At 72.4% G+C, this 13,097-nt stretch carries 13 protein-coding genes; 4 read left to right on the top strand and 9 right to left on the bottom strand.

What is annotated here, in order from left to right; genetic code table 11:
- Positions 1-30 precede the first annotated feature (30 nt).
- Both ACN9MM_RS24670 and msrA read left to right on the top strand, forming a co-directional pair.
- A complete protein-coding gene (locus tag ACN9MM_RS24670; RefSeq protein ID WP_426365776.1) occupies positions 31-1,140 on the top strand; it encodes a hypothetical protein in 1,110 nt (369 codons plus the stop codon).
- A 171-nt stretch (positions 1,141-1,311) separates the two neighbouring features.
- Complete coding sequence (msrA, locus tag ACN9MM_RS24665) at positions 1,312-1,977, top strand: peptide-methionine (S)-S-oxide reductase MsrA (RefSeq protein ID WP_426365775.1); 666 nt, start codon at positions 1,312-1,314, stop codon at positions 1,975-1,977.
- Between the two features lie 15 nt (positions 1,978-1,992).
- Here the strand turns inward: msrA and ACN9MM_RS24660 are convergent, their stop codons facing one another.
- Complete coding sequence (locus tag ACN9MM_RS24660) at positions 1,993-2,340, bottom strand: DUF1330 domain-containing protein (protein WP_426365774.1); 348 nt, start codon at positions 2,338-2,340, stop codon at positions 1,993-1,995.
- Positions 2,341-2,412: 72 nt separating this feature from the next.
- Entirely contained in the window at positions 2,413-3,465 is a 1,053-nt protein-coding gene (locus tag ACN9MM_RS24655) for an NAD(P)-dependent alcohol dehydrogenase (RefSeq protein WP_426365773.1), read from the bottom strand.
- Between the two features lie 128 nt (positions 3,466-3,593).
- Between ACN9MM_RS24655 and ACN9MM_RS24650 the strand changes: the two genes are divergently transcribed.
- Positions 3,594-4,460 (top strand): helix-turn-helix domain-containing protein, encoded by an 867-nt coding sequence (locus tag ACN9MM_RS24650; RefSeq protein ID WP_426365772.1) that lies wholly within the window; start codon positions 3,594-3,596, stop codon positions 4,458-4,460.
- A gap of 56 nt (positions 4,461-4,516) precedes the next feature.
- Here the strand turns inward: ACN9MM_RS24650 and ACN9MM_RS24645 are convergent, their stop codons facing one another.
- On the bottom strand, positions 4,517-5,785 hold the full coding sequence (locus tag ACN9MM_RS24645; protein WP_426365771.1) for a L,D-transpeptidase: 1,269 nt from the start codon (positions 5,783-5,785) through the stop codon (positions 4,517-4,519).
- 194 nt (positions 5,786-5,979) lie between these two features.
- Positions 5,980-6,318, bottom strand: a complete 339-nt coding sequence (locus tag ACN9MM_RS24640; RefSeq protein ID WP_426365770.1) for a hypothetical protein — start codon at positions 6,316-6,318, stop codon at positions 5,980-5,982.
- A gap of 111 nt (positions 6,319-6,429) precedes the next feature.
- Here ACN9MM_RS24640 and ACN9MM_RS24635 point away from each other — a divergent pair, with 111 nt between their 5' ends.
- Positions 6,430-6,699 (top strand): hypothetical protein, encoded by a 270-nt coding sequence (locus ACN9MM_RS24635; RefSeq protein ID WP_426365769.1) that lies wholly within the window; start codon positions 6,430-6,432, stop codon positions 6,697-6,699.
- 109 nt (positions 6,700-6,808) lie between these two features.
- On the opposite strand, the gene hutH is transcribed toward ACN9MM_RS24635, so the two are convergent.
- The 5 genes from hutH to ACN9MM_RS24610 form a co-directional block, all read right to left on the bottom strand.
- Positions 6,809-8,350 carry a histidine ammonia-lyase gene (gene hutH / locus ACN9MM_RS24630; RefSeq protein WP_426368819.1) on the bottom strand — a complete coding sequence of 514 codons (1,542 nt, stop codon included), beginning with the start codon at positions 8,348-8,350 and terminating at the stop codon, positions 6,809-6,811.
- A gap of 228 nt (positions 8,351-8,578) precedes the next feature.
- Positions 8,579-9,877, bottom strand: a complete 1,299-nt coding sequence (locus tag ACN9MM_RS24625; RefSeq protein ID WP_426365767.1) for a diguanylate cyclase domain-containing protein — start codon at positions 9,875-9,877, stop codon at positions 8,579-8,581.
- A gap of 80 nt (positions 9,878-9,957) precedes the next feature.
- Positions 9,958-10,746 (bottom strand): enoyl-CoA hydratase/isomerase family protein, encoded by a 789-nt coding sequence (locus ACN9MM_RS24620; RefSeq protein ID WP_383674943.1) that lies wholly within the window; start codon positions 10,744-10,746, stop codon positions 9,958-9,960.
- Between the two features lie 98 nt (positions 10,747-10,844).
- A complete protein-coding gene (locus tag ACN9MM_RS24615) occupies positions 10,845-11,996 on the bottom strand; it encodes an adenylate/guanylate cyclase domain-containing protein (protein ID WP_426365765.1) in 1,152 nt (383 codons plus the stop codon).
- Positions 11,997-12,168: 172 nt separating this feature from the next.
- The gene (locus ACN9MM_RS24610) at positions 12,169-13,014 is read right to left on the bottom strand and encodes a biotin--[acetyl-CoA-carboxylase] ligase (RefSeq protein WP_426365764.1); all 846 of its coding nucleotides are present in this window, start codon (positions 13,012-13,014) and stop codon (positions 12,169-12,171) included.
- Between the last annotated feature and the right edge of the window lie 83 nt (positions 13,015-13,097).

The following is a 13,097-nucleotide window of genomic DNA, read 5'->3' as shown; positions in this document are numbered from 1 at the left end:
GTCTCACCGGGTGTCCTGGACAATGGACACATGGACATTCTCTGGTTCCTGATCGCGCTCGGCCTGCTGTTCGGCGTCCTCGGTCCCTACGTGCTGCGCCGCAGGGGCGGCGGCGGGATCCGTCAGGTCGCGCCGGGGGCGCCGGACGCGGCGGACCCGGAGGCGTACGGCTTCGTGCGGCAGGAGGAGCAGGACGTGCGGCTGCCGGGCGCCGACGAGGAGCTGCTGCACGTCCTCGACGTCGTGCAGGCCACCCAGGACTGGCGGCCGGCGTCGCGGCTGCTCGCCGCCACCGGCAAGGAGGGCGAGGTGCGCTGGCAGCGCGTCCAGGCCTTCGCGGGCGCGGCGTCCCTCGAACTGCAGGAGCGGCCCGGTGTCGGCGGGGCGTGGCTGCGGACCTGGCGGGCGGAGGAGCCGAAGGACGCGGGCGGCGCGGCCGTGCACGCCGAGTTCCTGGTGCAGCAGGCGTGGCGGTCCTCGTCGGCCGGGACCGACGACTTCCGGATCATCCTGGAGGAGGCGCTGAAGGTCGGCGAGGAGGCGGCGCTGCTCGCCCCGGGCGACCCGGTCCCGTACATCACGCGGCTCGCGGTGGCGCGCGGACTCGGCTACGACCACGAGCAGTTCGACCAGGTGTGGGCGAAGGTGATCGACCGCGCGCCGGAGCACATGGGGGCGCATCTGGCGGCGCTGCACTACTGGTGCGAGAAGTGGCACGGTTCGCGCGAGGAGGCCGACCACTTCGCGACGACGGCCGCGGCGCGCGCCCCGCGGGGTTCGCTGCTGGCGGCGCTGCCGCTGTTCGCGGTGTTCGAGCACGTGCCGGACGTGGTGCTGGTCCAGGACTTCTTCCGTACGGCGGTGGTGTCGAAGGCGATGGACGGCGCGCTGTACGCGGTCCACTCGGCCCGCCCGGACGACCCGATGCTGGCGCACGTCCGCCATCTGCTCGTCTGGTTCCTGGTGCGCTCGCAGCGCTGGGCGGAGGCCATGCACCAGCTGGTCCGGGTCGACGGCCACGTGGGCGCGGTCCCGTGGACGCTGAACGGCGACCCGGCGGCGGAGTACACGGTCTACCGGAACCTGGCGGTGGCGGGCTACGAAGCGAACGGCGGCAACCCGGCGACCCTGCCGCACTGACCTCGTGGTCCTCGCGCCGGCCGACGGACGGGCGGCCGTCGGGCGGGCGGCCGTCGGGCGGGCGGCCGTCGGGCGGGCGGCCGTCGGGCGGGCGGCCGTCGGGCGGGGCCGGGAATCCCTCCCGGTCCCGCCGCGTTGTGTCTGTCGCCGACCGTCGAGGAGAGATGCAGCATGTTCCTGTCCCGCACCCCCGTCCTCCCCACTCCCGATCAGGCCCTGCGCGGCCGGCCCGAGCCGGAGTTCTCCGTGCCCGAGCGCCACACCGTCCTCGGCAACCCGCTCCTCGGCCCCTACCCGGAGGGCCTGGAGGTCGCCGACTTCGCGCTGGGCTGTTTCTGGGGCGCCGAGCGCAAGTTCTGGCAGACCGAGGGCGTCTGGACGACGCTCGTCGGCTACCAGGGCGGCTTCACGCCGAACCCGGCGTACGAGGAGGTCTGCTCGGGCCTCACCGGGCACACCGAGGTCGTCCGCGTCGTCTTCGACCCGTCGAAGGTCTCGTACGAGTCGCTCCTGAAGCTCTTCTGGGAGTCCCACGACCCCACCCAGGGCTTCCGTCAGGGCAATGACGTGGGCACCCAGTACCGCTCGGCCGTCTACACCCACTCCCCCGCCCAGGCCGAGCAGGCGGAGGCGTCCCGCGAGGCCTACCAGAAGGTCCTGACGGGCTCCGGCTACGGAGAGATCACCACCCACGTCCTCCCGGCCGACGAGACCCGCCCGTTCTACCCGGCGGAGCCGTACCACCAGCAGTACCTGGACAAGAACCCGGCCGGCTACTGCGGCATCGGCGGCACGGGCCTGTCCTGCCCGATCGGCGTCGCGAAGGCCGACGGCTGAGGCCCTGCGCCGAGGTCAGCCGCCGGGCGAACGGAGCCGGGCCGCCGTCGCCGCCGCCTCGTAGCCGTCCGGGGTGCCCTCGATCAGGAGGACGTCGCCGGGCATGTGGCGGGTGCGGAGGGGGATCAGGGACTGGTAGGCCTCGGAGTCGTACCAGGACCCGGCGTCCTCGTACGTCGGGAAGCCGATGATCACGACGGCGCCGGGCCAGGTGCCCTCGCGGACCTCGCGGGCGGGGGCGCCGTGGACGAGGAAGCGGCCACCGAAGGGGTCCAGGGTGGCCTGGATGCGCTCCATGTAGACGAAGACCTCCTCGTCGAGGACGGGCTTCGGGTGCAGGTTTCCGATGGCGTATGCGGTCATGGGACCAGCGTGCCGGGGCATGCCGTACCGGGTCGATTACCCCGGACGTCATGCCCCGGTCGCCGTGACGGGTCAGATGGTCGACGTGTCGATCACGAAGCGGTAGCGGACGTCGCTCTTGACGACCCGCTCGTACGCCTCGTTGATCTGGTCCGCGCGGATCAGTTCGATCTCGGCGCCCAGGCCGTGCTCGGCGCAGAAGTCGAGCATCTCCTGGGTCTCCGCGATGCCGCCGATCATCGAGCCCGCGAGGGTCTTGCGGCCGCCGATGAGGGAGAAGAGGCCGACCTTGACGGGCTCCTCGGGCGCGCCGACGTTCACGAGCGCGCCGTCCGTCTTCACCAGGCTCAGGTAGGCGTCGAAGTCGAGCGGCGCCGAGACCGTGGAGACCACCAGGTCGAAGGTGCCGGCGAGCTTCGTGAAGGTCTCCGGGTCGGAGGTCGCGTGGAAGTGGTCGGCGCCCAGCGCGAGGCCGTCCTCCTGCTTCTTCAGCGACTGGCTGAGGACGGTCACCTCGGCGCCCAGCGCGTGGGCGATCTTGACGCCCATGTGCCCGAGACCGCCGAGGCCGACGATCGCGACCTTCTTGCCGGGTCCCGCCTCCCAGTGGGCGAGCGGCGAGTAGAGGGTGATGCCCGCGCAGAGCAGCGGGGCCGCCTCGTCGAGACCGATGCCCTCGGGGATGCGCAGGGTGTAGTTCTCGTCGACCACGATGTGGGTGGAGTAGCCGCCGTAGGTCGGCTCGCCGTTCTTGTCGAGCGCGTTGTACGTGCCGGTCATGCCGTTCACGCAGTACTGCTCCAGGCCGCGCAGGCAGTACGCGCACTCCCGGCAGGAGTCGACGAAGCAGCCGACGCCCACCCGGTCGCCGACCTGGAACCTCGTGACTCCGGGACCGGTCTCGGCGACGATTCCGGCGATCTCGTGGCCGGGGACCATCGGGAAGATGCCCTCGCCCCAGCCGTCGGTGGCCTGGTGGATGTCGGAGTGGCAGATTCCGGCGTACTTGATCTCGATGAGGACGTCGTGCTCGCCGACGGCCCGTCGCGGCACGGTGGTGCGCTCCAGCGGGGCGTCGGCGGCGGGTGCGGCGTATGCGGGGACGGTGGTCACGTTCGTGGTCATGCGTCCAGCCTGCGGGAGGGCGGCGGCTCCACCCAGCCCCCTGTTCTGCCTACGACCGGCGTGCCTACCACTGGCAGGGTCAGGAACGTACGTCCGTCCGCGCGGCCCGGCGGCGATAATGGGGCGGTATGGACCTCAGTGCCGAACTCAGTGAATTCCTGCGCTCCCGGAGGGCCCGGCTGAAGCCCCAGGACGTGGGCCTGCCGGAGTTCGGGCGGCACCGGCGTGTGCCGGGCCTGCGCCGCGAGGAGCTGGCGCAGCTGGCCGGGGTGTCCGTGGCGTACTACACCCGGCTCGAACAGGGCAACGGGCGCAACGTGTCCATGGAGGTCCTCGACTCGATCGCGCGGGCGCTGCGACTGAGCGACACCGAGCGGGCGCATCTGACGCATCTGGCGAAGCCGACGGTGAAGAAGCGGCAGCGGGCGGCGATCGCGCGCCCGCAGCGGGTCCGGCCGGGGCTCCGGCACCTCCTTGACGCGATGGACGGGCTGCCCGCCTTCGTGCTCGGCCGCCGGGGCGACATCCTGGCCTGGAACCGGATGGCGCGGGCGCTGATGGGCGACTTCGCCGCCTGGGAGCCGGGCGACCGGAACATGGCCCGGATGGTCTTCCTCGATCCGAACGCGCGCGATCTCTACGTCGACTGGGAGTGCAAGGCGACCGAGGTCGTGAGCGTGCTGCGGCTGTACGCGGGCTGCTACCCGGACGATCCGCAGCTGCTCGCGCTCGTGGGCGAGCTGTCGGTGCGGAGCGAGGAGTTCCGCTCGCTGTGGGCGGCGCACACGGTGACCGACAAGGGGCACGGGACGAAGCGGCTGCGGCATCCGCTGGTGGGCGAGATGACGCTGGCGTACGAGTCTCTGAAGGTGGCCGGCGACGATCCGGACCTGGTGCTCGTGACGTACCACGCCGAGCCGGGGACGCCCTCGGCGGACGCGCTGCGGCTGCTCGCGCAGTGGGGCGTGGACGAGCCCGTGGACGTACGGGAATGACGGAAGGCCCCCTCCCGGCGCGGGAGGGGGCCTTCGTCGGATGCGGAAGGGCCGGATCAGACGGCCGAGCCGGCCTTCCACTCCGACCAGCTCATGTTCCAGCCGTTGAGGCCGTTGTCCGGCTTGATCGTCTTGTCGTTGGAGTTCTTGACGATCACGACGTCACCGACGATCGAGTTGTCGAAGAGCCAGGCGGCCGTCTGGTTCGGGTCGCCGGCGCCCTTGACGTCGGCGAGGCCGACGCAGCCGTGGCTGGTGTTCACGCTGCCGAAGATCGACCGCGCGCCCCAGTAGTTGCCGTGGATGAAGGTGCCGGAGGTGGACAGGCGCATGGCGTGCGGCACGTCCTTGATGTCGTACTCGCCCTTGCCGTCGTCGTCGGTGAAGCCGACGGTGGCGCCGTTCATCCGGGTCTCCTTGAACTTCTCGGAGATCACCATCTGACCGTTGTAGGTGGTGTTCTCCGGGGAGCCGGCGGAGATCGGGATGGTCTTGATCGTCTTGCCGTCCTGCTTGACCGTCATGGTCTTGGTGGCGACGTCGACGGTCGAGACCTGGTTGCGGCCGATCTTGAAGGTGACGGTCTTCTGCTGGACGCCGAAGACGCCGTCGGCGCCCTCGACGCCGTCGAGGTCCAGCTTCAGCGTGACGGTCGAGCCCTCGGTCCAGTACGCGTCGGGGCGGAAGTCCAGACGCGTCGAGTTGAACCAGTGGCCGACGACCTCCTGGCCGGAGCTGGAGGAGACCGTGATGCCGCCCTGGACGGCCTTCTTGTCGCTGATCGCCTTGTTGAAGTTGATCGAGACCGGCATGCCGACGCCGACGGTCGAGCCGTCCTCGGGCGTGAAGTTGCCGATGAAGCTGTTGGCCTGCGAGACGGTGGTGAACGAGGAGTTCTCGTGGGCCTCCAGGCCCTCCGCGTCGGTGGCGGTGGCGGCGATCTTGTAGACCGTGGAGCGCTTGAGCTGCTCGCTCGGCTTCCAGCTGAGCCCGTCGGCCGCTATCTCGCCCTTGACCGCGGCACCCTCGGCCGAGGTCATGGTGACCTGGCTGAGCTTGCCCTCGGTCACGGTGACCTTGGCGTCGTTGTTGATGGAGGCGTTCTGGGCGCCGTTCTTCGGCGAGATGGTGATCTGCGCCTTGGAGGTCTTCTGCGCGGCCGCCTCGTCGACCTGGGCCTGTGACTGCGGCGTCGCGGAACCGGAGGCGCTGCCGCCCTTGTCCCCGTCGTTGCACGCCGAGAGCACGAGTACGCCACCGAGCACCGCGGCCGCGGCCGCCAGGCTCCTGCGGCGCTTGCCGACCGTCATCACACGCTTCTCCATCGTCGCCGGTTCCCTGCCAACTTCTTCTATGAACGCCCATGACACCCCGTGCGGTTCCGTGACCGGACGGTATGTGGGGAACGCCACTGATCCACACGCACCCGCGGGGCTTCCGGTTCCCGGGATCCGCCCCGCGAAACCGGAAGGCCCCGGGACGGCGTCCCGGGGCCCGCGAACAGGGCGGATACCGAGCCCTACGGCTGGTCGTCGTCTTCCTCGGCACCATCTTCCTCGCCGAGGTCCCACTCCAGTGCGTCGGGGTCGTAATCGATCTCCTCGCTGCTCCAGGAGGCCTGGACCATCTCGATCCCGGGGACGTCCCGGATCAGGTCGAAGGGCTCGACGAGGTGGGCGAGCGCCTCGGCGCTGTCCTCGCGGGCGGCGGCGCGCGCCTGTACACGCTCCTCCTCGGGCATGAACTCGTCGCCGTCGATCCGGGCCTCGGCGGCCTCGGCCAGTTCGGCGGGTCCGTCGATCTCCAGGACGACATCGACGCGAAGGCGGATATAGCGGGCGGTCTCAGAAGTACTCATGGGTCGGAGCGTAGGCGGCCGGGGGCCCTCGGGTTTCCCGCGACCCGCTGTGTTCCGTAGCATCGGCGCACCGACCAATTCGCGGTTTCCGCAAGGGGGATCGAAATTTCCGTGTCCGTCGCCCGACGCCCACTGCTGACCGCCGCCGCCGCGGGGACGCTGCTGTGCGCCCTGTGGTTCGTGCCGTCCGCGAACGCCACCGACCAGCAGGGCGGAGCGAGGATCGGGGTGACCCAGGACGGGACCCTGACGGACGACGGGCGTCTCGCCGAGACCGGGGGCCTGGGCACCACGCCGTACCTGCTCGGCGGGACCGGCTTCCTGGGGGTCGGGGCGGGTTTCGTGGCCCTGGCGATGCGCCGCCGGGGCCGCGCCTTCTGACGCCGTACGCGCGAGAAGCCGTACGCGCGAAAGACTTGCACGCGAAAGGCTTACGCGCGAAGGGGCCGCCTCCGATCTCCGGAGGCGGCCCCTTCGTACGGTGCCGTCGTTACGCCAGCGGGCCGGTGACCGGCTCCACCGCGGCGACCAGCTTCCCTTCGCGTACGAAGGCGTCGGCGGCCGCCAGGTCCGGGGCGAGGAACCGGTCCGGGCCCGGACCCTCCACACCGGCCGCGCGCAGGGCGTCGATGGCGGCCTGCGAGGCCGGCGCCGGGGTCAGGCCCACACGGAGCTCGACGCCGCGGGTGGCGGCGTACAGCTCGACCGCGATGATCCGGTTGAGGTTGCCGATCGCGGTGCGCAGCTTGCGGGCGGCGGACCAGCCCATGGAGACGTGGTCCTCCTGCATGGCGGAGGACGGGATGGAGTCGGCGGAGGCCGGGACGGCGAGCCGCTTCATCTCGCTGACCAGGGCGGCCTGCGTGTACTGGGCGATCATCAGGCCCGAGTCGACGCCGGCGTCGTCCGCGAGGAACGGCGGGAGGCCGTGCGAGCGGTTCTTGTCGAGGAGCCGGTCGGTGCGGCGCTCGGCGATGGAGCCGAGGTCGGCGGCGGCGATCGCGAGGAAGTCGAGGACGTACGCGACGGGGGCGCCGTGGAAGTTGCCGTTGGAGGCGACGCGGCCGTCGGGCAGGACGACGGGGTTGTCGACGGCGGCGGCGAGCTCACGCTCGGCGACGAGCAGGGCGTGGGCCATGGTGTCGCGGCCCGCGCCGGCGACCTGCGGGGCGCAGCGCACCGAGTAGGCGTCCTGGACGCGGGGGGCCTCGCCGGCCTGGGCGTGGCCCGTGAGGCCGGAGCCCTTGAGCACGGCCAGCATGTTGGCGGCGGAGGCGGCCTGGCCGGGGTGCGGGCGGATGGCGTGCAGCTCGGGTTCGAGGACCTTCTCGGTGCCGAGGAGGGCTTCGAGGGAGAGCGCGGCGGTGATGTCGGCCGACTTGTAGAGCATGTCGAGGTCGGCGAGGGCCATGACCAGCATGCCGAGCATGCCGTCGGTGCCGTTGAGGAGGGCGAGGCCCTCCTTCTCCTTGAGCTCGACGGGCGCGATGCCGGCGGCGGCGAGGAGCTCACCGGCGGGCTTGAGCACGCCGTCGGGGCCCTCGGCGTCACCCTCGCCCATGAGCGCGAGCGCGCAGTGGGAGAGCGGGGCGAGGTCGCCGGAGCAGCCGAGGGAGCCGTACTCGTGGACGACCGGGGTGATGCCGGCGTTGAGGACGTCGGCCATGGTCTGGGCGACCTCGGGGCGGACGCCGGTGTGCCCGGAGGCGACGGTCTTCAGCCGGAGGAACATCAGGGCGCGCACGACCTCGCGCTCGACGCGCGGGCCCATGCCGGCGGCGTGCGAGCGGACGATGTTGCGCTGGAGCTGGGCGCGGAGCTCATGGCTGATGTGCCGGGTGGCGAGCGCGCCGAATCCGGTGGAGACCCCGTAGACGGGCTCGGGCTTGGCGGCGAGCGCGTCGACGATGTCCCGGGCGGCGGCCAGGGCGCGCACGGCCTCGTTCGACAGCTCGACGCGGGCGCCGTGGCGGGCGACGTCGATGACGTCCTGCGGGGTCGTGCCGGACGTGCCGAGGACGACTGTCTGCATATCCATATTCAGCACCCTACGGATTGAAGACCGACATGTCACTAGTCGACTTCGTCACCGTCCCTCCAGGGGACGGACCCTTACGGAGCCGATCCCCGCCGATGGACTCCCCGTCCGCGCCCCGACGACCACGAAGGGCGCCGCCGGAACAGCCCCGGAGACCCGACCCTCAGGGCCGCGGACGACCCGGGGCCCGCAGTCGCCGGAGCACCACGCATCCTCCAGGGCCTACGAGCCCTCCGAGGCCGACCCGCCAGGAGCCCGCGGGTCGCGGGGGACCGGCCCGCCAGGGGCCTGCGACTCGGGGGCCTGCGGGCCACCCGGTCCACCCGGGCCCCCCGGAGCCATCCGAGCATCCGGCCCCCTTTCCGCGTCCGGCCCCCTCCCCGCGTCCGGCTCCGTCGCCGGCGGGCCCGTCGGTGGGGCGTCGCGGAAGCGGCGGCGGTCGCGGGCTCCCGGAGGCGCGTCGGCGAGCCGGATGACCGTGCCGTCGCGCCCCGCGACGACGGGCTTCGAGGAGCGGTCGGCCTTGGCCTGGTACTGGGCGGCGTCGGCGAGCCGGAAGAGGCGCCGGGCCGACCTGAGCGGGCCGATGGGGTCACCGGTGGACGCGACCCCGCAGGCCACGCCCTCGCCGAGCTCCAGCTCCGCCGCCCGTACGCACAGCTCCTCCGCCGCCGCGACGACCTCGTCCGCCGTCGGGCCGACGGTGAGGAGGCAGAACTCGTCGCCGCCCAGCCGGGCCGCGAGCGCGCCGGGGAGCATCGCGCCGCAGCGGGACAGGACGGAGCCGAAGCGTTCGAGGAGGCGGTCGCCGACGGCGTGGCCGTGGGTGTCGTTGACCCTCTTGAGGCCGTTGAGGTCGCAGACCACGAGGCTCACCACGGAGCCGTCCACCCGGTAGCGCTCGATGGCCTCGTCGAGGCGGGTGTCGACGGCCCGGCGGTTGGCCAGGCCGGTCAGGGGGTCGGTGAAGGCCAGCTTGCGGACCTCCTCCAGGCGCTCGGCCTGGGCGATGCCGGCGGCGACGACCGCCGCCAGGACGGTCGCGAAATCGGCGTCCCCTCGGGTGAAAGGTTTCTGCTCCGGTGGGCGGGCCACGTACAGCTCACCCCACGCGCGCCCGTGCAGCACGATCGGGGCGACCACACAGCAGCCCCGCCCCCGCCGCCGCAGGCCGGTCACCCGGCCGGTCGCGACGGGGTCGGCGGCCGTCTCCACCCAGGCGTCCGGCTCACCGCCGCCCGCCCACTGCTCGTGCAGGAACTCGGTGATCTCGGGGAACTGGTGCACCGGATAGGTCTCCGAGTCCGGGAACTCCTCCTCGCCCACGGCCCGGTCCCCGGCGTTCACCAGGACCTTCAGGCGGCCGAGGTCCCGCTGCCAGACCGACAGGGCGGCGAAGCTCCCGTCGAGCCCCTCGCAGGCCCCGAGCGCCGCCGCCCGCCAGAACTCACGCGGAGTGTGCGCCGCCGCCATCCCCTGCGCCAGCGCCACCACGGCCCGCAGCCGCACGTCCTCACCCATTCCTCCAGCTTAGGGAGGTTTGATCCGTTTTCCCTACCGAGACGTCACCGATAGTCACATTTGGTACGAAACGGTAAAAATCACTCGCCCGGCCAGTTCGGCTTCCGCTTCTCGTTGAAGGCCGCGACACCCTCCGCCCGGTCACCCGAGAAGGCCACCGAACGCCAGGCCGCGTCCTCCACCTCCAGGCCGGCGCGCAGGTCGAGGCCCTGGCCGAGCCGCATCGCCTTCTTCGCGGCGCGCAGGCCGACCGGCGAGTTCGCGGCGATCCGGCCGGCGAGCTCCAGGGCGGCGGTCCGCGCGTCCTCCTCCAGGAGGTCGACGAGGCCGAGCTCACGGGCCTCGGCCGCCTCCACCCGGCGGGCCGTGAAGACCAGCTCGGCGGCGCGCGCCGCACCCACCCGGCGCGGCAGCAGCTGCGTACCGCCGCCACCGGGGATGACGCCCACGGAGACCTCGGGGAGGCCGACGACGGCGGTCGCGTCGGCGACGATGACGTCACAGGCGAGTGCCAGCTCGAAGCCGCCGCCGAGGGCGAAGCCGTGCACGGCGGCGACGGTCGGCATCGGCAGCTCCAGGACGCCGGTGTAGGCGGCGCGGGCGGTCGGGCGCTGGCGGACGAGCTCGGCGTCGGTGAAGGAGTTGCGCTCCTTCAGGTCGGCGCCGACGCAGAAGGCGCGGTCGTTGGAGGAGGTCAGGACGGTGACGCGGACCTCGGGGTCGGCGGCGAGGGCGTCGCAGGCGGTCCCGATGGAGCGGGCCATCTCGGAGGAGACGGCGTTCATGGCCTTGGGCCGGTCGAGGACCAGCTCCGCGACGTGACCGTCCTTCCGGATCACCACGAACTCACCAAAGCGCTGCTCGGACATGACCGCACTCCCTCCCGGTTCAGACCTGTTAACGGCTGTTAACAGGCGTTCACCGGGAGATCCTAGGGCCTGGCCCGCCGCATCCGGCAGGCCAGGCCCTAAGTCGGGCGGCGGCTCAGGAGCCAGGGTTCGACGACGCCGAGGCCTCGGACCGGGCGCTGCCACATCGGCTGGAGTGCGAAGCGGTACGTCTCGGCCGGGCGGCCCTCCTTCTCCGCGCGGGCCGACTCCTCGGTCGCCGCCGCCTCCGAGGCGGGCGCCTCCCGGGTCCTGGTCAGCTCCTCCGCGAGGGCGCCGTCGACGAGGACGGCGTCCTTCGGGGCTATCGAGGTGAGACGGCTGGCCAGGTTCACGGTGGTGCCGAAGACATCGCCCATCCGGGTCGTCACGGTGCCGAACGCGATGCCGACGCGCAGCGCGGGCATCGTCTCGTCGTGGCTCAGGGTCTCGATGAGCCGGAGCGCGATCTCGGCGGCCGTGCCCGCGTCGTCGGCGCAGTACAGCACCTCGTCGCCGAGGGTCTTGATGAGCCGGCCGCCGTGCGCGGCGACCAGGTCGGCGCAGGTGGTCTCGAAGGCCTCGACGAGCTCGCCGAGCTCCTCCTCCTCCAGGCGGCGGGTCAGCCGGGTGAAGCCGACGAGGTCCGCGAAGCCGACGGCGAGCCGGCGGTCGACCATCTCCTCGTCGTCGGCGGCCTGGACGAGCACCCGGCCGGTCGCGGCGGCGAGCTGCCGCCGCCAGACGTAGATGAGGAACTCCTCCAGCTCGGGCAGGAGCAGCTCGACCAGCGGGTACGTGACCTCGGTGCGGGTCATGCCGGGCTCGGGCGGCTCGGTGAGGCCCTCCAGGAAGGAGTCGATCTGCCACTCGGCGAGGCGCGCGGTGGTCTGTCCGGTGGACCGGGCGACCTGCACGGCCATGGGCTCGCTGAGCAGCCCGGCCTCGACGAGGCCGGCGAGCCGCCGCAGGGCGAGGACGTCGGCCTCGGTGAGCGCCTTGGCCTGGCCGATGTCGGCGAAGCCCATGGCGCGCCAGAAGCGGGAGGCGAGCTCCATGGAGACGCCGGCGGTGCGGGCGGCCTGGAAGGGGGTGTAGCGGCGGTCGGCCCCGAGGATGAGCTGTTCGAGGCGGATGGCGAGGGGGTCGTGGCTGGGCTCGGCCGTGTGGTCGACCTCGTGGTGGGGGGTGGGGTAGGTCGGCGGTCCGGCCGGCTCGGCGCCGCCGCCCGCGTTCGCGTCGTCGACGGTCACCGGCCGCCTCCTGCCCGTTCCCTGCCGCTGCCCACTTGTCCTGCCGATCTGTCGCCGTGGATCGCGCTCCACGATACGGCAGGTGTGTGCTGGCTCACGCGCGATCGTCGCCGCCCGGCGGCTGCGCGCGGGCCCTCCGGGCGTACCGGCGGGAGGGCGCCGCACACAGGGGTCATGTCCGCAGGTGGACGATGTCGCCCGCTCCCACGGCTTCCGTGCCGCCGCCCTCCGTGGCGACGACCAGGCGGCCGTCCCCGTCCAGGGCGACGGCCTCTCCCTCCAGCATGCGCTCGCCGGGCAGCTCGGCGCGGACGCGGCGGCCGAGGGTGGCGCAGCCGGCCGCGTAGGCCGTCTGGAGGCCGGAGGCGACCGGGTCGCCGTCGGCCCGCGTCCAGTCGCCGTACCACTGGGCGAGGGAGCGCAGGACGGCCCGCAGGAGGGTGTCGCGGTCGGTGGAGACCGCACCGGCGAGGAGGAGGGAGCCGGCCGCGGGGACGGGCAGCTCGTCCTCACGGAGGGTGACGTTGATGCCGAGGCCGACGACGATCGCGTCCTCGCCGGCGCGCTCGGCGAGGATGCCGCCGGCCTTGCGTTCCTCGCCCGCGACGGAAACCAGTACGTCGTTGGGCCACTTGAGGGAGGTGTCGACGCCGGCGGCCTTCGCGAGGCCGGTGGCGGCGGCCACTCCGGTGAGCAGGGGGAGCCAGCCCCAGCGGTGGACGGGCACGTCCGGCTTGAGGAGGACGGAGAGGAAGAGACCGGAGCGGGCGGGCGCGGTCCAGGTGCGGTCGAGGCGACCGCGGCCGGTGGTCTGTTCCTCGGCGACGAGAACGGCGCCTTCGGGCAGTTCGTCGGCCCGGGCGGCGAGGTCGCTGTTGGTGGAGCCGGTGGTGGTGACCACGTCGAGCGAGGTCCACAGTCCGTCGGGGAGAACGAGCGCGCGGCGCAGCGCGGGTGCGTTCAGCGGGGGCCGGTCGAGGTCGGACCAGCGTCCGCCGGAGCCTTGTGAGGACGTCATGCAAGCCAGACTAGGTGTGGCAAAGACCGCAGTGCCGAACCGTATCGGCGTCGATACGCTACGGGTCAGTAGGCCAGCAGTAG

This window comes from Streptomyces sp. E-08, from assembly GCF_049913095.1.
Lineage (GTDB): Bacteria > Actinomycetota > Actinomycetes > Streptomycetales > Streptomycetaceae > Streptomyces.
Note: the sequence above shows the minus strand (reverse complement) of the source record. Positions and strands in the feature narration are given on the sequence as shown.